This is a genomic window from Pseudoalteromonas sp. 2CM39R (assembly GCF_023161845.1).
Map to the genome: position 1 here is coordinate 622,080 of NZ_JALNTM010000002.1, position 19,087 is coordinate 641,166.

Below are 19,087 nucleotides of genomic sequence, written 5' to 3' on the forward strand. Positions count from 1 at the left end.
AGCCGCATTTAGCGGCTTCTTTCTACACTAAATATAATTATTCAGCGTCTTTTTCTTTGTACTTTGCAGCTGTTTCAGTGATTAGTGGCTGTAATTCACCACGTTGAAACATTTCGATGATAATGTCACAACCACCGATAAGCTCGCCTTCTACCCATAACTGTGGGAATGTTGGCCAGTTTGCGTATGCAGGTAACTCTGCACGGATATCTGGGTTAAGTAGAATGTCAACGTAAGCAAACTGCTCACCACACGCCATAAGTGCTTGTGATGCTTGTGAAGAAAAACCACAGTTAGGTAACTTTGGTGATCCTTTCATGTAAAGAAGGATAGGATTTTCAGAAATTTGCTGTTTAATTTTATCGATGGTTTCCATTTACAACCTCAAAAAAGACATTGGCTTACTACATTGGCCTTGAAAAAGTTTCACTGTGGCCTCAGATATATAACTTAAAATCGGCATTCGTAGCCACAATTTTAAATAGTCTTTAGCAATAGCATTGCTGTTTGCTAAAACTTGAGTAAAATACTCAACAATTATAGTAACACTATAATACCACTTGGTATAGGGAAGTACGCTGTTTACCTTGCTATTACCTATAACTGAGTGGACTATCAACCAAGAAGATGGAGATAAAAAATGGCATTTGAACTACCGTCACTACCATACGCAATCGATGCATTAGAGCCACATATTTCAAAAGAGACTCTAGAGTTTCACCACGGTAAACACCACAACACTTACGTTGTGAAATTAAACGGTCTGATCCCAGGCACAGAATTCGAAAACAAATCTCTAGAAGAAATCGTATGTTCTTCAGAAGGTGGCGTATTTAACAATGCTGCACAAATCTGGAACCACACGTTCTACTGGAACAGCCTATCTCCAAACGGCGGTGGCGAGCCTACAGGCGCAATCGCTGAAGCGATCAACGCTAAATGGGGTTCTTTCGACGCATTCAAAGAAGCGTTAAACGACAAAGCAGTAAACAACTTCGGTTCAAGCTGGACTTGGTTAGTTAAACTAGCTGACGGCACACTTGATATCGTTAACACATCAAATGCTGCAACTCCTTTAACTGATGAAGGTGTTACTCCTATCCTAACTGTGGATCTTTGGGAACACGCTTACTACATCGATTACCGTAACGTTCGTCCAGATTACCTAAAAGGTTTCTGGGCATTAGTTAACTGGGACTTCGCGAACGCTAACTTCGCTTAATCTTCTGTTACATACAGTAATCAAAAAAGACGCTTCGGCGTCTTTTTTATTGCCAGTGCACGCCCCTTCTAAGTCGCAGCCAAGTCCTCAGCCAAAAAGCGTAATCAAGATGAGCTTTTTTCAATTAAATTCTTAATTTTCTTGCGCAAAAATTCAAAATCGTGACTAAGCTTTAATTAGCCTTTGCTTTTCTCTTAATCTAATTACACGTCATTTTAGCGGGTTTTCGGAGGTCTCTATGAGTATTTTTGAGCATTACCAATCACGATACGAAGCAGCGCAAGAAGAAGAATACAGTATTGAGGAATTTCTCGAGATCTGTAAGAAGGATAAATCAGCTTATGCCAGTGCACCTGAGCGGCTATTGATGGCCATCGGTGAGCCGGAGATTATCGACACATCAACCGATGCGCGCTTAAGCAGGTTGTTTTCTAATCGCGTAGTCGCACGCTACCCTGCATTTCACGATTTTTATGGTATGGAAGATGCCATTGAGCAAATCGTCTCTTATTTAAAACATGCTGCGCAAGGCTTAGAAGAATGTAAGCAAGTACTGTATTTACTTGGCCCAGTAGGTGGCGGTAAATCATCCATTGCAGAAAAGCTAAAATACTTAATGCAGCAAGTGCCTATTTACTCAATCAAAGGCTCGCCAGTTAACGACCACCCTTTAGCGTTATTTGACCCAAATGAAGACGCTGAACTTTTAGAAAAAGAATATGGCATTAAACCGCGTTATTTAAAAACCGTGATGTCACCGTGGGCCGCAAAACGTTTAAGTGAATTTAATGGTGATATTAGCCAATTTAGAGTGGTTAAGCGCTTCCCATCTATTTTAAATCAAGTCGCGATTGCGAAAACTGAGCCCGGCGATGAAAACAATCAAGACATTTCAGCGTTAGTGGGTAAAGTCGATATTCGCCAGCTTGAGCACTTTGCACAGAACGACCCTGATGCGTATGCCTACTCAGGTGCACTTTGTTTAGCAAACCAAGGCCTAATGGAGTTTGTGGAAATGTTTAAAGCGCCAATTAAGGTGCTACACCCACTGCTTACAGCAACGCAAGAAGGCAATTACAACGGCACAGAAGGCATCAGTGCCCTGCCGTTTAATGGTATGATTTTAGCTCACTCAAATGAATCTGAGTGGCAAACATTTAAGAACAACAAAAACAATGAAGCATTTTTAGACCGTGTTTACATCGTCAAAGTGCCTTATTGTTTACGTGTATCTGAAGAAGTTAAAATTTACAATAAACTACTCGAAAACAGTGAATTACATGATGCGCCTTGCGCACCGGGCACATTAAAAACACTGGCTCAATTTACCACCCTTTCGCGTATTAAAGAGCCAGAAAACTCAAGTATTTATTCAAAAATGCGGGTCTATGACGGCGAAAGCTTAAAAGACACTGATCCGAAAGCGAAGTCGTATCAAGAATACCGTGATTACGCGGGTGTTGATGAGGGCATGACCGGGCTTTCTACCCGCTTTGCGTTTAAGATTCTATCGCGGGTATTTAACTTCGATACCACTGAAGTGGCTGCCAACCCAGTGCACTTATTCTATGTTCTTGAACAGCAAATTGAGCGAGAGCAGTTTACCGCCGATGTTGAAGAACGTTACTTAAGCCACTTAAAAGGATACCTCATTCCTCAGTATGTAGAGTTTATTGGTAAAGAGTTACAAACAGCCTATTTAGAGTCTTACTCAGAATATGGGCAAAACATCTTTGACCGCTACGTCACTTATGCAGATTTCTGGATTCAAGATCAAGAATACCGTGACCCAGATACCGGCCAGTTATTTGACCGTGCTGCTCTTAACGCAGAGCTTGAGAAGATTGAAAAACCTGCGGGTATTTCAAACCCTAAAGATTTCCGTAATGAGATAGTTAATTTCGTACTGCGGGCGCGTGCCCACAACCAAGGCAAGAATCCGCTTTGGACCAGCTACGAAAAACTTCGCACAGTTATTGAGAAGAAAATGTTCTCAAATACCGAAGATCTGCTGCCGGTTATTTCCTTCAATGCGAAAACCTCTGCAGAAGATCAGAAAAAACACGAAGACTTTGTCAATCGTATGGTTGAGAAAGGCTATACCCAAAAACAAGTACGTTTACTTTCTGAATGGTATTTACGCGTTAGAAAATCGCAGTAAAAAACGTTTGTTTTAAGGGGGTTGTTATGGCGCATTTTATTGACCGACGCCTGAATGGAAAAAACAAAAGTACCTTGAATCGTCAACGGTTCATCAGGCGTTATAAAAAACAGATTAAAGAAGCGGTATCTGATGCCATTAATAAGCGCAGCGTAACCGATACCACTAGCGGCGAGAGTATCTCTATTCCGCAACGTGATATCAGTGAGCCTATTTTTCATCAAGGACGTGGTGGCGACCGTGAACAGATCCACCCAGGCAATGACCAATTCTCTACGGGCGACAAAATCAAGCGCCCGCAAGGAGGCGGTCAAGGTGGTGGTAGTGGCGAAGGTGAAGCCAGTGACTCTGGTGAAGGGCAAGACGACTTTGTATTTTCTATTTCAAAAGATGAATACTTAGATTTACTGTTCGAAGATCTTGAACTGCCCAACCTGCAACAAAACCAGCTCGATAAACTGGTGCAAATGAAAACCCATCGCGCTGGTTTTTGTAACGACGGCATGCCAAGCAATATTGATATTGTTCGCTCACTACAAGGCTCGCTTGCTCGCAGAGTGGCAATGACTGCAGGCAAAAAACGTCACCTTGCTGAGCTTGAGGGTCAGCTTGCTCTGCTACAAGCTGAGCAGCAGCCAGACAAGGCGGCAATTGCTTTACTTGAACGACAAATTGAGGAGCTGCAAAACCGCATTAAAGCAGTGCCTTTTATTGATAATTACGACTTACGTTTTCGTAATTATGAAAAGCAACCACACCCAACAAGCAAAGCAGTCATGTTTTGTTTAATGGATGTGTCTGGCTCGATGGATCAAGCAACGAAAGACATGGCAAAACGCTTTTATATTCTGCTTTATCAATTTTTAACTCGTAGCTACAAAAATATAGAGGTTGTCTATATTCGTCATCATACCCAAGCGAAAGAAGTCGATGAGCAAGAGTTTTTCTATTCTCAAGAAACGGGTGGCACCATAGTATCAAGTGCATTAAAACTGATGAACGAAATCATCGCTGAACGTTATAACCCTGAAGAGTGGAACATTTACGCAGCGCAAGCCTCTGATGGCGATAACTGGGCTGATGACTCGCCAAACTGTGGTGAAATTTTACGAAATAAACTGCTAAAGGCGGTGCGTTATTACGCCTATATCGAAATTACTGCCCGTGCTCATCAAAGTTTATGGCGAGAGTATCAATCAATAGTGCAAACCCACGACAATTTTGCCATGCAACACATTCGTGGCGTTGAGGACATTTACCCTATTTTCCGTGAATTATTTAAAAAGAATCGTCAGCAGCAAGGCGCCGCATAGCCTTGCCAGTGAGGTAAAGTATGGCCGATAAACGTATTAGCGACGGTCCTGATTGGACATTTGATCTACTAACAGAGTATCAAACTGAGATTGAACGGGTAGCGAAAATTTATAAGCTCGATACCTACCCGAATCAGATTGAGGTGATCACTGCTGAACAAATGATGGATGCCTATTCGAGTGTGGGAATGCCGATTGGCTATAGCCACTGGTCGTATGGTAAAAAATTCATTCAAACAGAGCAAAATTATAAGCGTGGGCAAATGGGCCTTGCTTATGAAATTGTTATTAATTCAGATCCTTGCATTGCCTATTTAATGGAAGAAAACACCCTGCCAATGCAAGCCTTGGTAATGGCCCACGCTTGCTATGGTCACAACTCATTTTTTAAAGGCAATTACTTATTTAAAACCTGGACCGATGCCAGCTCAATTATCGATTACTTATTATTTGCCAAAAATTACATTGCCAAGTGCGAAGAGAAATACGGTATTACCGAGGTCGAAAACCTGATTGATTCATGCCATGCGTTAATGAATTATGGTGTAGACCGCTACAAACGCCCGCAACGTATTTCACTTTTTGAAGAACAAAAACGCCAACAAGAACGTGAAGACTACTTACAATCACAAGTCAACGAGTTGTGGCGCACAATCCCTACTTCGCAGCAAGAGTCGAAAAAGCGTGAGCGCCGTTTTCCAGAGGAGCCACAAGAAAACATTTTGTACTTCATCGAAAAAAATGCGCCACTGCTAGAGTCATGGCAACGAGAAATAATTCGAATTGTGCGTAAAATTTCGCAATATTTTTACCCACAAAAACAAACTCAAGTGATGAATGAGGGCTGGGCTACGTTTTGGCATTACACCATTTTGAACCACCTGTACGATGAAGGTAAGCTCACCGATGCCTTTATGCTCGAGTTTTTACAAAGTCACACCAATGTGGTGTATCAACCGCCCTACAACAGTAATTATTATTCAGGGATCAACCCCTATGCTCTTGGCTTTAACATGATGGTTGATATTCGCCGTATTTGCGAAAATCCAACAGAAGAAGACAAGAAATGGTTTCCGGAGTATGCCGGCAGTGATTGGTTAGAAACCCTGCACTTTGCAATGCAAAACTTTAAAGATGAGAGCTTTATTAGCCAGTTTTTGTCGCCAAAAATTATTCGTGATTTTAAGTTGTTTACTATTATTGATCATGAAAAAGAGCCGACCCTCAATGTCGGTGCCATCCATGATGAAATGGGCTATCATCAGGTTCGTGAAACACTGTCGGCACAATACAATCTAAGTAATCACGAACCAAATATTCAAGTCTATAATGTTGATATTAGAGGAGATCGTTCACTTACTCTGCGTTATGTACCGCATAACAATATTCCGTTAGCTAAATCCAAAGATGAAGTGTTAAAACATCTTTACAGGCTATGGGGCTTTAAGGTAAAACTGGAACAAGAAGCCGCAACAGGTGAAGTTTCATTATTGGGTGAATGCCCAAGCAGTGATACCCGACACACAACAGAGTAGCCAAAAATGAATAAAAAAATACTGGTGATCATCGACTCTACAGCCGATGCTAAAACGTCTATATTGCATGCAAAGCAAAAAGCCAAAGGCGTGAAGCATATTGATATTGTTGCTTTTAGCTACGAAGACACCAATAACATTTTATTCTCTATTCCACCTGATGAAGCGCTCGCTATTCAAGACAAAGAGCTCGCTAAAGTCCGTGCAGCACTTGGTCCACTTATCAGTGAGCATTTAGATGATGGTAGCTATACTTTGCAAGCCATGTGGCATGAAAGCCCAGTACAGTGGCTAGCCAATGAGCTTGATACGTCAGACTATGAAATGGTGATTAAAACTCGCCACATCGACAAAGAAACGCAATTTACAGAGCTAGACTGGCAGCTTATTCGCTTTAGTCCACTGCCGCTTTATTTGGCCGCCGATAACAAGTGGCGTAACAATACCAATGTACTGGCAGCCCTTGATTTAGGCAGCGAGAAGGCGACTAAATACTGTTTAAACGAAGCAATTATCAAAGCAGGCTTAGCCTATGCTAAAGACTACGACAGCGAGTTTTATGCCTGTTATACCGTACATGTATCGCCGTTTTTACGTGATTTAGGGATTGTATTTTCAGATGAGCAAGTGATTAACGCCTTTGAAAAGCTACCCGTAGCACAGCGTACTTTAATCGAAGCCCACGACTTAAAAGACAAGCTTAAAATCAAAGCCGGTGTGGTTGAGCAAGTGATCCCAAGTGTTGCAGCTAAATTAAATGCAGACTTAGTGATTATGGGTTCGGTGGGTAATACAGGTATTAAAGGCCATTTAATTGGTAATACTGCCGAAAAAGTCATGAAGCTACTTAAAACAGATATTCTTGTTCTACCACCACTTGGGGTTAACCCGCAAACTTAATCGGATTGTTATAAAAAAGGGGCTTATTTGCCCCTTCTTTATTTATAAATCTGTATAAGCTGTGACCTTGTTACGGCCGTTTTCTTTTGAGTGGTATAAGGCTTTATCGGCTGCTTCAACCCACTTTTCGTAGCGATCAAACTTCTCGTCGAAGCACGCAAAACCAATACTGACCGTCAGTTGAATTTGTTTGCCATCAAAGTAAATTGATGAGTTCTCAATCAGTGTTCTTAATCGCTCAGCAAAGATATGCGCACCTTCATGATCAGTATCAAGCAAGGTTACCGCAAACTCTTCACCACCATAGCGACCTGCTAAGTCTGTTTCACGCAGAGTTTTACGCAGTAAGTCTGCAATATGACGCAGCGCCTCATCACCGCCACGATGGCCATGCTCATCGTTGACCTTTTTAAAGTGGTCAATATCAAACATCAACAAGCTGCTACATCCGCCACTGCGCACAATTCGCATATATTCTTTGCGTAGCTTTTCTTCCCAATAACCACGGTTAGTAAGCTTAGTAAGCGCATCGGTACGGCTCATTTGTTCAAGCTTGCTATTAGCTTCTTCTAGCTCTTTTTTATTCACCGCTTCATCGGTTACATCATAGATAATGATACAGATATGCGATACTTCACCTGTGGTCGTCGTCAGCGGAATAAAGGTGGCATTTTGATACATATGATCCGCTTTACCGGTAATTGGGCGGTAATTTTTGAAACGGAAAATATATGGCTGCTGCTCCCAAATAGTAAACGAGCGATTATTTAAAATGAATACAGACTCAGATTTGCTGCGAAACCATTTTTCATCGATTGATGGAAATAAGTCAAACAGGTCTTTATCTTTCACCGCGCTTGGTAATAAGCCGGAATGGTTTTCCATAAACCCATTCCAGATGCATACTTTGTAGTCTCTATCGAGCACCACTAGGCCTACATCAACGGTATTAAACATATCCATTAACCAATGGAGTTCATTCATATTAAAATCGGCTGCAGGCATAGTTTAGTCTTCTAATAAATAAGCTACTTTGTACTTAAGGGTTTTTAATGAGTCCTCGGTGAACAGCAACATCAAATCACAGTTAATATTATGATTTTCGATGCCATAGCTGATCTCAATCGCCAGCGTTCGTTGCCAGCGAGATTTATTGGCTTTTACTAAATCGGTAACATCACAATGCTGTCCTAGCACCACAGGGTGACCTTGGCTAAAACGCATATCGAGCTGTTTAGAAAGCCCTGATAAAATCGCGCCAATTAGAATGTTGCTGACATCCATCAGCAGCTCAAGCTCAACTTTATCGTTAAGCTCGCCTTCGTAATTCATAAGTGACGCAATTTCTTTAAAACTTGAATCATTTAATAGCAATAAGGCTTCACCAGATACACCACCACCGATAAAACCTTGGCACACACCGGATGTAGTGGCATTCGCATCAATAGAGCGTAAAGCCATATCGAGCTCATTTACCTCTAATACATTTACATTAGGAATAGGAAGCTTTACGAATACATTAAGAAGACGCGCTAATAAGTCCCCTGCTTGCCCCATAGCCACGTTTGTGAGCTCTTGATAGATGTCACGTACATCAGGGTCAACTTGCTCACCTAGCTTATTAGCAAGGCGTTCACGCATGGCTTTATCTTTAATACCATGGTGCTCGATGATATTAGCAAGCTTTTCTGCAGAGCAAGGTTTTTGAATAAAGTCGATAGCGCCTAACTCAAGCACACGTTGGTGAGCGTTAGGCTGAATATCGCCAGACACAACTACGGTGAGAACATGAAGGTCTTGTTCTTGAATGGCTTGAAGTACTTCGTAGCCATCCATTTCAGGCATGTTTAAATCGAGAAACAGTATTTCAGGCTGAATTTTTTTGATTTGCTCAATACAGTGAACACCGTCTTCAGCAAACTCAACTTTAATATCCCAATCATCGGGTAAAGAGCGTGCTAATTGTCGACGAGCTAACTTTGAATCATCACAAACTAATACCGATGTTGACATACTCTCTCTCTAAATCCGTACTTTTTAACTAGACAATAATTAGCCTAGCAACTTTATTCTTATTTTTATATATAAAAAATAGGGTCACGAACACATGTTAATCAAACTACTGGTTATTTACAATTTTAAATTGTACTAATCCTTGGAGCCACCTCATGAGTATAATACACTGATGTTAAATGCGTTAATTTGAAGGAATCTTATTATGTTACGTCCACTTATATTTGCATTAAGTGCTGTGTGCACGTTTAGTTATGCAGGTGATTTATCAGAAAATAGTTTAGATGCTGGTAAGGTTTCTGCCCAATCTAAGCCAGTCACTTTACTAGGACAAGGTGTTGAAGTTGGTCAAAAAGCGCCTAATTTTAAAGTAGTAGATGGCAGCTTTACGCCAGTCACACTAGACAACTATCAAGGCCAAGCCGTGCTTTTAAGCGTTGTGCCAAGTTTAGACACCGGTGTATGTAGTATTCAAACCAAACACTTTAATGAAAAAGTAGCTTCAGAATACCCAAGTGTGGCGATGCTAACCTTAAGCGCAGACTTACCGTTCGCACAGAAGCGTTTTTGTAAAGCGGAGAATATAGACAAAGTAGTGACTTTATCTGACTCAGTATGGCGTGACTTTGGTAAGAACTACGGTTTGATTATCAAAGATATGGGCTTGTTAACCCGCGCCGTATTTGTGCTCGATAAAGAACATAACATCGTTTACAAGCAGCTTGTCGATAACCTTTCAAAAGAGCCTGATTACGACGGCGCTATTGCGGCATTAAAGAAACTGTAAAGCGCAATTTTTACTTGCAGTGATACAGACAAAAAAACCGCCCAACGGCGGTTTTTTTATGTCAACAATAAGGCTATTAACCTAAAAGCTCACCAAGTTGTTGGCTAACAGTTTCAACAGCTTGTGTACCGTCTAATTTGTGGTACTGAGTGTTGCCTGCTTTTGCTTCAGCTTGGTAGTAATCAACTAATGGTTTAGTTTGGTCGTGGTAAATACCTAAACGCTTACGTACTGTTTCTTCAGTGTCGTCATCACGAATGATTAGGTCTTCACCTGTGATGTCATCTTTGCCATCAACTTTAGGTGGGTTATAAACAACGTGATAAACACGACCAGAGCCAGGGTGTACGCGACGGCCGCCCATACGCTCAACGATGATTTCGTCAGCAACGTCAAATTCGATAACGTGATCAACTACCACGCCATTCTCTTTCATTGCATCTGCTTGAGGAATAGTACGAGGGAAACCGTCTAGTAAGAAACCTTTTTCGCAATCTGGCTTAGCAATGCGCTCTTTAACTAGACCGATAATAATTTCGTCAGATACTAATTGACCTGCATCCATTACTTTTTTAGCTTCAAGACCAAGTGGTGTACCTTCTTTGATTGCTGCACGCAGCATATCGCCCGTAGAAATTTGTGGAATACCGTATTTGTCCATCAAAAACTGAGCTTGAGTACCTTTACCTGCACCCGGCGCGCCCAAAAGAATAATGCGCATATCATTGTCCTCTGTGTGATACTAATCTTAAAAATGGTCGATCAGTGGAGTTTTGTTTTTAGAGCCTGAATTCTTCCACAACTAAGGCTATACCTCAAGTAACTTATACCAATTGCCTATATTAGCGGCAATAAAAAAGGGAGCCTTGCTCCCTTTTCCAACTCATTCAGCTAAAACGCTTATTTGCTTAAATCTAGCATAAGTTTGTTCAAACGAGTTACAAAGCCTGCAGGGTCTTTTAAAGTACCGCGCTCAGCCAGTAATGCTTGATCTAGAAGTACTTCTGACCACTGGGCAAACTTGTCTTCATCTTGTTCAACATTTAAGTGTTTAACAAGCTGATGCTCTGGGTTAAGCTCAAAAATTGGCTTTTGCTCAGGCACTGTTTGACCAACTGATTCCATTAACTTTTGCATTTGCGAGCTCATATCGTGCTCATCTGCAACAACACATGCAGGAGAGTCAGTTAAACGGTGCGTAAAGCGTACGTCTTTAACGTTATCACCTAGTGCTGTTTTAATACGCTCGACTAGGCCAGCAACTTCTTTTTCTGACTCTTCTTGCGCTTTTTTCGTTTCTTCGTCATCCATGTTGCCTAAATCTAAGTCACCACGGGTAATTGACTGGAATGATTTTTCGTTGAACTCTGTCAAGTAGCTCATCATCCACTCATCAACACGGTCGCTTAGAAGCAATACTTCGATGCCCTTCTTACGGAAGATCTCTAAATGTGGTGAGTTCTTCGCTGCAGCGAATGAATCAGCAACTACATAGTAGATTTTGTCTTGCTCTGGCTTCATACGCTCAATGTATTGCTCAAGCGATACATTTTGTGTGCTTTCATCTGTATGTGTAGAAGAGAAACGCAATAGCTTAGCAATGGCTTCTTTGTTAGCCGCATCTTCAGCTGGGCCTTCTTTTAACACCTGACCAAACTCATTCCAGAAAGATTGGTAATCTTCTTCGCGGTTTTTCGCCATACGCTCAAGCATTTTAAGTACGCGCGATGTACAACCTTTACGGATTGCTTGCGTTACTTTGTTGTCTTGTAAAATTTCACGCGACACGTTAAGTGGTAAGTCGTTTGAATCAAGTAAACCTTTCACAAAACGTAAATAGCTTGGCATGAACTGCTCAGCGTCATCCATAATGAAAACGCGTTGCACATACAGTTTTAAACCTGATTGACGTTCACGGTTCCATAAATCGAAAGGTGCTTTTTTCGGGATGTATAACAAGCTAGTGTATTCTGTTTTACCTTCAACCTTGTTATGTGCCCAGCTTAGTGGCTCTTCCCAATCATGACCGATGTGCTTATAAAACTCTTTGTACTCTTCGTCTGTTACTTCTGACTTATCGCGAGTCCATAGTGCTGTTGCGCGGTTAATACCTTCCCACTCGCCTGGCTGTGCTGGAATTTTCTCGCCGTCAGGACCTTCAGACTCAGGTACTTCTGCTTTATACATCTCAACTGGAATAGAAATATGGTCTGAATATTTAGTTACGATGCTACGTAAACGGAACTCATCAGCAAACTCTGTTTCGTCTTCACGAAGGTGAAGAATGATTTCAGTACCACGTGATGGTTTATCAATCTCTTGTAATGTGTACTCACCTTCACCTGCAGATTGCCATTCAATCCCTTGGCTTTCACCTGCTTTACGAGTACGCACTGTTACTTTGTCAGCAACGATAAACGCTGAGTAAAAACCAACACCAAATTGACCAATCAATTGTGAATCTTTGCTTTGGTCACCTGTTAGGTTTTGGAAAAATTCTGCGGTGCCTGATTTTGCAATTGTACCTAGTGAATTGATCACATCTTCACGGCTCATACCAATACCGTTATCAGTAATGGTGACCGTGTTTGCCTCTTTATCAGCACTGATACGTACTTTTAGTTCCGCATCGTTTTCGTATAAATCGCCATTAGAAAGCGCAAGGAAACGTAATTTATCTGCCGCATCTGACGCGTTTGATACAAGCTCACGTAGGAAAATCTCTTTATTAGAGTAAAGAGAGTGAATCATCAGGTTTAATAGTTGTTTGACTTCTGTTTGAAAGCCTAATGTTTCTTTTTGTGCTGCAGTCATTGTGTAAATCTCCAATTAACAAAGTGTCTAATCTGCACTATGACTCTTTATATGGGGCAGGCTTTTTGAACTTCAAGGCAAAAAATTAAATTTACGGCTAAATTGGGGGGCCATATACAAAAAAGCCTGCTTAAAGCAGGCTTTTGATACCATTATCGGTATTAGTTTTGGTTTACGGCGCGTCGTCCGCTAAATGCATGCATCAATGTCATACCATCGAGTAAATCGAGCTCACCACCAACAGGGACACCGTGAGCAATTCGAGATGCACCTACCTGATACTTATGACAAAGCTCAGCAATGTAGTGGGCTGTGGTTTCACCTTCAACACTTGGATTGGTTGCGAGGATCACCTCATTAATGCCACCTTGTTGCAACTTGCTTTCAAGAATATCAAGGCCAATTTCTTTTGGTCCTATGCCATCAATTGGCGACAAGTGACCCATTAAAACAAAGTAAAGACCTTGGTATTGACCAGTTTGCTCAATAGCGAGTACATCGGTTGGTGATTCGACCACACACAATAAACCACTATCTTGGCGTTTAACACTTGAACAAATATCGCATACAGCTTGCTCTGTAAAAGTACGACAAGATTGACAATGCCCTACTTCATCCATTGCCTTGGTTAATGCATGGCCAAGCTGTTTACCACCCTGACGGTCACGCTCAAGCAAATGAAAAGCAATGCGCTGCGCCGACTTAGGACCTATGCCCGGCTGGCATCGTAGCGCTTCAATTAGCTGTGTTAAACTAGGAGATAGTTGCATACAAAATCACTTAGAATGGCATTTTCATACCTGGTGGTAATTGCATACCGCCAGTTACTTTGCTCATGCGCTCTTGTGTTTCTTCAGCAACACGACGTACAGCATCGTTACACGCTGCCGCTAATAAATCTTCGATCATGTCTTTGTCGTCTTCCATTAGGCTTTCATCTAATTCAACACGACGAACATTGTGGTTACCAAGCATAGTTACTTTAACTAGGCCTGCACCTGCTTCACCTACAACTTCAAGGTTTGCGATTTCTTCTTGGGCTTTTTGCATGCGCTCTTGCATTTGCTGCGCTTGCTTCATCATGTTACCCATTCCACCTTTAAACATAACTGTCTCTCTTTCTAAACTACTTTAATTGGCATGAAGATAAGGGCTATTGTAACTAATTACAATGCCTGAATACTGTTTTCATCGATTATAGCGCTAAATAACTGCTGAAATTGCACTATATTTTCATCGCTATTTATTACATCAATCGCTTGTTGATGACGTCCCGCATCAATTTTTTGTTGAATCAAATATGGTGAATCAATTACGCCATCAGCAAACTCGATACTAAGCTCTACATTATGGCCGTAAATTTCACTTAATGCAGCATTGAGCTTTTGTCTAAGCACTGCGCTATCTAAATGGCGCTGTGATGAATCAACTTCAATGTGCAGCTGATTATTCTGCTTAGTAAAGATTGAATGCAGCGCAAATTGGCGCATGCGACCACCAAGCCCCATACGTTTAATTAAATACGCCCATTCGTCTTGTTCGTGTGCAAATTTAATACTGCTGATCGGGCTTTCAAAATCATCAGGTATCGGAATACTGGCTTCTTCAACTACTGGCTCTGGCGCTTTTTGTGGATTGATCTGCTCAAGTAACTCTGGCGCTAAGTTTTCGGTGATTGTTTGATGCTTTTCTCTAAAGTCGACTTTTTTTACTTTACTACTGCTCTCCCCCGTTTGCTGGGGGATGGGCTTTTTTACTTCAGCAGCCATTGCTTGCTGCTGAGACTGAATATTGGTCGTGGCTGTGCTTTGTTGCGCTGGCGGCTCTGCTTTGGGCTTAGCATCAGGCTGTGGTTCTGCTTTAGCATTAGTTTGCGTTGCTGCACCACTTAAACGCCCGGCACCTGAAATATTGCGGTCTTGTAAAATTCGAGCAATGGCCGACTGCGCCTGACTTTGCTGCTGTTGTAATTGTGCAGGTGCAGTTTGCTGTTGCTGAGGCGCAGATGCTTCATTGGCAGTAAAGCCCTGATCATAGGCGCTATTCATCACATCATCGTATTGCGCAGCAAGTGATGGATCCATTTGCGCATCATGATCGTCCATATAATCTTGCGAAGAATACTCTGGTGATGAGTATTCAGCTGCTGGCACTTGCTCTGAGTGGCTTTGCTCTTGCTGTTGTGGCGCTGGTTGAACTTCAGCGACCATTGCAGTTTCAACAGATTGCTGAGGCTGTTGACCAGCATCAGGCTGCTCTTCTGCTGTTGCTTCAACTTGCTGGGCAGGTTGATGACTATGCGCCGTTTCTGCCTTGGCAGCTTGATTCGGTTCTGCTTGAATAGGCTCAGCTTGTGTTGGCTGAGGCTCTGAAGGAACAGCAGTTGCCTGAGAGCTATGTGCAACTGGTGCTTGCTCTGAAGCTGCTTGCTCACGTTGCGCCGTTGATTTTTTCAAAATATCACGCAGTGCACCGGCACCACTTGGCTTAACCTGTTGCTGGGTATTCGTTGGTGTTTGGCTTTGTGCAAATTGCGTAGGTTGGAATGCAAGCAATCGCAACATGATCATTTCAAAACCAAGTTTAGCATCGGGTGCCCATTGCAAATCTTTTTTACCATTGAGTAGCAATTGATAGTAAACCTGCATCTGCTGTGCATCAGTGGTTTGTGCCACCTGCTCAATAAAATCTCGGTTAGTATCATCAAGGGCCGCTGCATTAGGCACAAGTTGCACAAGCTGAATGAGATGCGTCAGGGCAATTAAATCGTCGAGCAAAGCTACAAAGTTAGGGTTTCGGCTAACGACCGCTTTTACTTCTTGAAGTAACGCATCGCCATCTTGGCACAATAACGCTGCTAACATGGTTTGGCTATATTGAGTATCCATCAAGCCAAGCATGGTTTGCACAGCCTGATGATTAATATTGCCATTGGTTTGCGCAATTGCTTGGTCTGTAAGACTCAATGCATCACGCATACTACCATCGGCTGCCTTAGCTAAAATAGACAATGATTTATCATCAAAACTTAGCTGTTCTTGATTAAGAACATGGGCAAGCTGATCATGAATTTCTGATTGCGACAAAGCATTTAAATTAAACTGTAAGCAACGCGATAAAATCGTCACTGGCAGTTTTTGCGGATCGGTTGTCGCTAATAAAAACTTCACATGCTCTGGCGGCTCTTCCAATGTTTTAAGTAATGCATTGAAACTGTGCTTTGACAGCATGTGAACTTCATCGATTAGGTATACCTTGTAACGACCACGTGTTGGTGCGTATTGAACGTTATCAAGGATTTCGCGGGTATCTTCTACTTTGGTACGTGATGCCGCATCGATCTCTAACAAATCGATATAACGGCCTGCTTCAATGTCAGTACAACTTGAACATTGGCCGCATGGCTCAGCAGAGATACCCTTATCGCAGTTGAGGCTTTTTGCGAATATACGTGCGATGGTTGTTTTACCCACCCCACGGGTTCCAGTAAAGAGATAAGCATGATGGAGTCTATTTTGTGTTAATGCATTGACTAATGCCTGTTTAACATGAGACTGCCCCACTAACTCGTGAAAGGTTTGTGGTCGCCATTTCCTTGCTAGAACCTGATAACTCATTAATTATTCGCCTTCGAATTCAACCAACTTTAAGATTTTGATGCCCATATCAGCAACTCGTTGCTCACCACCCAGCTCAGGTAAAGAAACAACAAATGCTGCATCAGTTGCGTTACCGCCTAGTTTAGCAACTAATTTTGCAGTTGCTTCGATTGTGCCACCTGTCGCTAGTAAGTCATCTACCAGTAACACTTTATCGCCAGGGACAATTGCGTCTGTATGAAGCTCAAGAATATCTTCACCATACTCTAATTGGTAGCTTTGTGAAATCACTTCGCGAGGAAGTTTGCCTGGTTTACGAACTGGAATGAATGGAATACCTAGTGCATAAGAAAGTGGTGCACCAAAGATAAAGCCACGAGATTCAGTACCGATGATTTTTGTAAAACCTTGGTCTTTATATGCTGCGATAAAGCTGTCGATAGTTGCTTTAAATGCGTCAGCATTAGCCATTAAAGTTGTTACGTCGCGGAACATAATGCCCGGCTTTGGGTAATCAGCGATCGTTGCAATGCTCTGTTTGATGAGCGTTGAAGTTGCTTGAGTCATAATTATACTGCTCAAAAAGTTTATCTAACAAAGCTCGAGAGTATAACATCACCTTAGGGGAAAGTCGGTAGCAAGTTTCGAAATTAATCACTTAACAAGAAATATCAACTATAAAAAAGGCTGCATTATGCAGCCTATTGTCTTAAATTTGCTTGCGCAGATTAAGATAAAGAAGTGATCCAACCAAGAATAGCGTTTAGACAGCCAATGCCACCGAATACAGCTAAAAACGCAATGAAATAAGTTGCATTGAACGGATCTTTAAAGTCTTTATCATTCGACATAGTTACTACCTTTATTTAAGCACGACAAAATAAGGCGCACATAATAGTCGAACTGCCCTCATCAATAAAGAGCTTTAGCCGATTTTTAAACCAATGTATTAGTCACCACAATGCCGCGCTCTGCCATGGCACTTAAGGTATTGAGCGCTCCCTGATACAGCTGCTCTTGGCTAAATTGAGGCGCATGCTCTGCAACTGCTTGGCATACATCATTTAAATCTGCACCCGGCTGAGATTCTATGATATTAAGAAGTAATGCGGTCATCGCATTTGTCGATAAAAATTGTACTTCGTCATCGCTATCACGATAAACCACAAAGTAACTTGGTTGTGCTGCCGGTTCACTTGGTTGATTATCTGCACTGATGGTATGCACAGGAAAACTGTAACTCAAGTTACGCGCAAGTGAACTAAAGAATAATGCAGAGCTTGTCACTTGATGAGCCGATAAACTGACTTCTTCTGGCACCTCTTGAGCAACCGATACATCAAGCTCAACCCATTCATAGTGCGCTAGCTCTAACATAAACGCGGGATCATCACTTTGCATTTCATAGTCATTAGCAAGGAAGGCCAAAAACTCCCCTGCAATATCTAAAAAATAAGGAGATTTACAATCATGCAGGCTAAAAAACTGCCTAACGAGGCCATGCCAAGCTTGCTCTGAATATAAACTTTTTAGTACTGGATACGCAGAGCTAACAAAGCCATCCACATTATTAAAAAATAAGTCTCGGTAAATCGCCATCCGGCGCTCTTCAACATCGCTAGGCTTAGCATGTTGCTGAGGGTCACGGATATGCGCCATAAACGCTTGCTGCACTTGGGTAAAATGATTAGGCACTGTGTTTCACCCTTGCTTGGTTTTGTTTGCTGGCTGTTTGCTGCAGTGCTTCAATGGTTTTCAGTTCAGCTAATAACTCACTCATAGGAGGGATATTAAAATCTCGTTCTAACAAAGTGGGAAATACTCCATGAACATCATAAGCTTTTTCAAGTAATTGCCAAACAGGATCGATAACTGGCGCACCATGGGTATCAACCAGTAAATCCTCTGCCTCAGTGTAGTGGCCTGCAACATGCCCATATGCAATACGCTTTGTTGGTAACGCCGCTAAGAATTGCTCTGCGTCGTAACCATGATTAATCGAATTAACGTAAATGTTATTCACGTCGAGCAGTAGTTTACAATCCGCTTCTTCTAAAACAGCATTGGTAAATTCAAGTTCTGTCATTTGCTGGCCAGGCGCGCCATAGTAAGAGACATTTTCGATGGCAATTGGCTGCTCTAGAATATCTTGTACTTGCCTAATACGAGAGGCCACATGTTTAATTGCATCTTCAGTAAACGGAATAGGCATTAAATCGTACATATGCCCTTCTCCCGAGCAGTAGCTTAAGTGTTCGCTGAATAAACGAATATTATGCTCTTTAAAAAAAGCTTTTAGCGATTGCACAAAGTCAATATCAAGCGCTGCTGGTGAGCCAATCGATAACGATAAACCATGGCATACAAAGGCATGTTGTTCGGTAAGCTGTTTAAATTGTTTTCCAAAACGCCCGCCTAGCTTGAGCCAATTTTCTGGTGCAACTTCTAAAAACTCAATGGGTTTTGGAACATCAATGAGCATTTCATCAAGCATTTCTCGGCGCAAACCTAAACCAACCTGCCCAAAATCAGCTACTGATTCTTTTAACATACTACCTCCTACTAAAAAGGGCCTTTACGGCCCTTTTAAAAGCTAAATGAGCGCTTAGTGGTTAGAACCACATTTACCTTCACCACACTTACCTTCTTTAGCTTTCTTTTTGTCTGCGCCACATTTACCTTCGCCGCACTTGCCTTCTTTAGCTGCTTTTTTGTCTGCGCCACATTTACCTTCGCCGCACTT

General features: G+C 41.9%; 18 protein-coding genes. 6 read left to right on the top strand and 12 right to left on the bottom strand.

What is annotated here, in order from left to right; genetic code table 11:
- Window positions 1-37 precede the first annotated feature (37 nt).
- Complete coding sequence (locus MTF66_RS06880) at window positions 38-376, bottom strand: Grx4 family monothiol glutaredoxin (protein ID WP_054551536.1); 339 nt, start codon at window positions 374-376, stop codon at window positions 38-40.
- A gap of 264 nt (window positions 377-640) precedes the next feature.
- Between MTF66_RS06880 and MTF66_RS06885 the strand changes: the two genes are divergently transcribed.
- The 5 genes from MTF66_RS06885 to MTF66_RS06905 all read left to right on the top strand — a co-directional run bounded on the left by MTF66_RS06885 (window position 641) and on the right by MTF66_RS06905 (window position 7,131).
- A complete protein-coding gene (locus tag MTF66_RS06885; RefSeq protein WP_248526862.1) occupies window positions 641-1,222 on the top strand; it encodes a superoxide dismutase in 582 nt (193 codons plus the stop codon).
- A gap of 238 nt (window positions 1,223-1,460) precedes the next feature.
- Entirely contained in the window at window positions 1,461-3,383 is a 1,923-nt protein-coding gene (locus MTF66_RS06890) for a PrkA family serine protein kinase (protein WP_054551538.1), read from the top strand.
- 26 nt (window positions 3,384-3,409) lie between these two features.
- Window positions 3,410-4,696: a YeaH/YhbH family protein gene (locus tag MTF66_RS06895; RefSeq protein ID WP_054561727.1), complete on the top strand. Its 1,287-nt coding sequence runs from the start codon at window positions 3,410-3,412 to the stop codon at window positions 4,694-4,696.
- A 20-nt stretch (window positions 4,697-4,716) separates the two neighbouring features.
- Window positions 4,717-6,231, top strand: coding sequence for a SpoVR family protein (locus MTF66_RS06900; RefSeq protein ID WP_248526863.1), 1,515 nt, complete (start codon window positions 4,717-4,719; stop codon window positions 6,229-6,231).
- Between the two features lie 6 nt (window positions 6,232-6,237).
- Complete coding sequence (locus MTF66_RS06905; RefSeq protein WP_248526864.1) at window positions 6,238-7,131, top strand: universal stress protein; 894 nt, start codon at window positions 6,238-6,240, stop codon at window positions 7,129-7,131.
- 42 nt (window positions 7,132-7,173) lie between these two features.
- Here MTF66_RS06905 and MTF66_RS06910 read toward each other — a convergent pair whose 3' ends face one another.
- Window positions 7,174-8,136 carry a diguanylate cyclase gene (locus MTF66_RS06910; RefSeq protein ID WP_054561730.1) on the bottom strand — a complete coding sequence of 321 codons (963 nt, stop codon included), beginning with the start codon at window positions 8,134-8,136 and terminating at the stop codon, window positions 7,174-7,176.
- Window positions 8,137-8,139: 3 nt separating this feature from the next.
- The gene (locus MTF66_RS06915) at window positions 8,140-9,144 is read right to left on the bottom strand and encodes a response regulator (RefSeq protein WP_054561731.1); all 1,005 of its coding nucleotides are present in this window, start codon (window positions 9,142-9,144) and stop codon (window positions 8,140-8,142) included.
- Between the two features lie 205 nt (window positions 9,145-9,349).
- Here MTF66_RS06915 and tpx point away from each other — a divergent pair, with 205 nt between their 5' ends.
- Entirely contained in the window at window positions 9,350-9,931 is a 582-nt protein-coding gene (tpx, locus tag MTF66_RS06920) for a thiol peroxidase (RefSeq protein ID WP_062564138.1), read from the top strand.
- Between the two features lie 76 nt (window positions 9,932-10,007).
- Here tpx and adk read toward each other — a convergent pair whose 3' ends face one another.
- The 9 genes from adk to MTF66_RS06960 all read right to left on the bottom strand — a co-directional run bounded on the left by adk (window position 10,008) and on the right by MTF66_RS06960 (window position 18,895).
- Complete coding sequence (gene adk / locus MTF66_RS06925) at window positions 10,008-10,652, bottom strand: adenylate kinase (protein ID WP_058585238.1); 645 nt, start codon at window positions 10,650-10,652, stop codon at window positions 10,008-10,010.
- Window positions 10,653-10,831: 179 nt separating this feature from the next.
- On the bottom strand, window positions 10,832-12,745 hold the full coding sequence (htpG, locus tag MTF66_RS06930) for a molecular chaperone HtpG (protein WP_248526865.1): 1,914 nt from the start codon (window positions 12,743-12,745) through the stop codon (window positions 10,832-10,834).
- 161 nt (window positions 12,746-12,906) lie between these two features.
- On the bottom strand, window positions 12,907-13,515 hold the full coding sequence (gene recR / locus MTF66_RS06935; RefSeq protein WP_054551546.1) for a recombination mediator RecR: 609 nt from the start codon (window positions 13,513-13,515) through the stop codon (window positions 12,907-12,909).
- A 10-nt stretch (window positions 13,516-13,525) separates the two neighbouring features.
- The gene (locus MTF66_RS06940) at window positions 13,526-13,852 is read right to left on the bottom strand and encodes a YbaB/EbfC family nucleoid-associated protein (protein WP_036967566.1); all 327 of its coding nucleotides are present in this window, start codon (window positions 13,850-13,852) and stop codon (window positions 13,526-13,528) included.
- Window positions 13,853-13,911: 59 nt separating this feature from the next.
- Window positions 13,912-16,362, bottom strand: a complete 2,451-nt coding sequence (gene dnaX / locus MTF66_RS06945) for a DNA polymerase III subunit gamma/tau (protein ID WP_248526866.1) — start codon at window positions 16,360-16,362, stop codon at window positions 13,912-13,914.
- A gap of 3 nt (window positions 16,363-16,365) precedes the next feature.
- On the bottom strand, window positions 16,366-16,911 hold the full coding sequence (apt, locus tag MTF66_RS06950) for an adenine phosphoribosyltransferase (RefSeq protein ID WP_054551549.1): 546 nt from the start codon (window positions 16,909-16,911) through the stop codon (window positions 16,366-16,368).
- Window positions 16,912-17,072: 161 nt separating this feature from the next.
- On the bottom strand, window positions 17,073-17,195 hold the full coding sequence (locus MTF66_RS38465; RefSeq protein WP_254907726.1) for a hypothetical protein: 123 nt from the start codon (window positions 17,193-17,195) through the stop codon (window positions 17,073-17,075).
- Between the two features lie 85 nt (window positions 17,196-17,280).
- The gene (locus MTF66_RS06955; RefSeq protein WP_308199913.1) at window positions 17,281-18,039 is read right to left on the bottom strand and encodes a putative DNA-binding domain-containing protein; all 759 of its coding nucleotides are present in this window, start codon (window positions 18,037-18,039) and stop codon (window positions 17,281-17,283) included.
- A complete protein-coding gene (locus MTF66_RS06960; protein WP_248526867.1) occupies window positions 18,032-18,895 on the bottom strand; it encodes a DUF692 domain-containing protein in 864 nt (287 codons plus the stop codon). Before MTF66_RS06960 ends, MTF66_RS06955 begins: the two co-directional genes overlap by 8 nt.
- Window positions 18,896-19,087 lie beyond the last annotated feature (192 nt).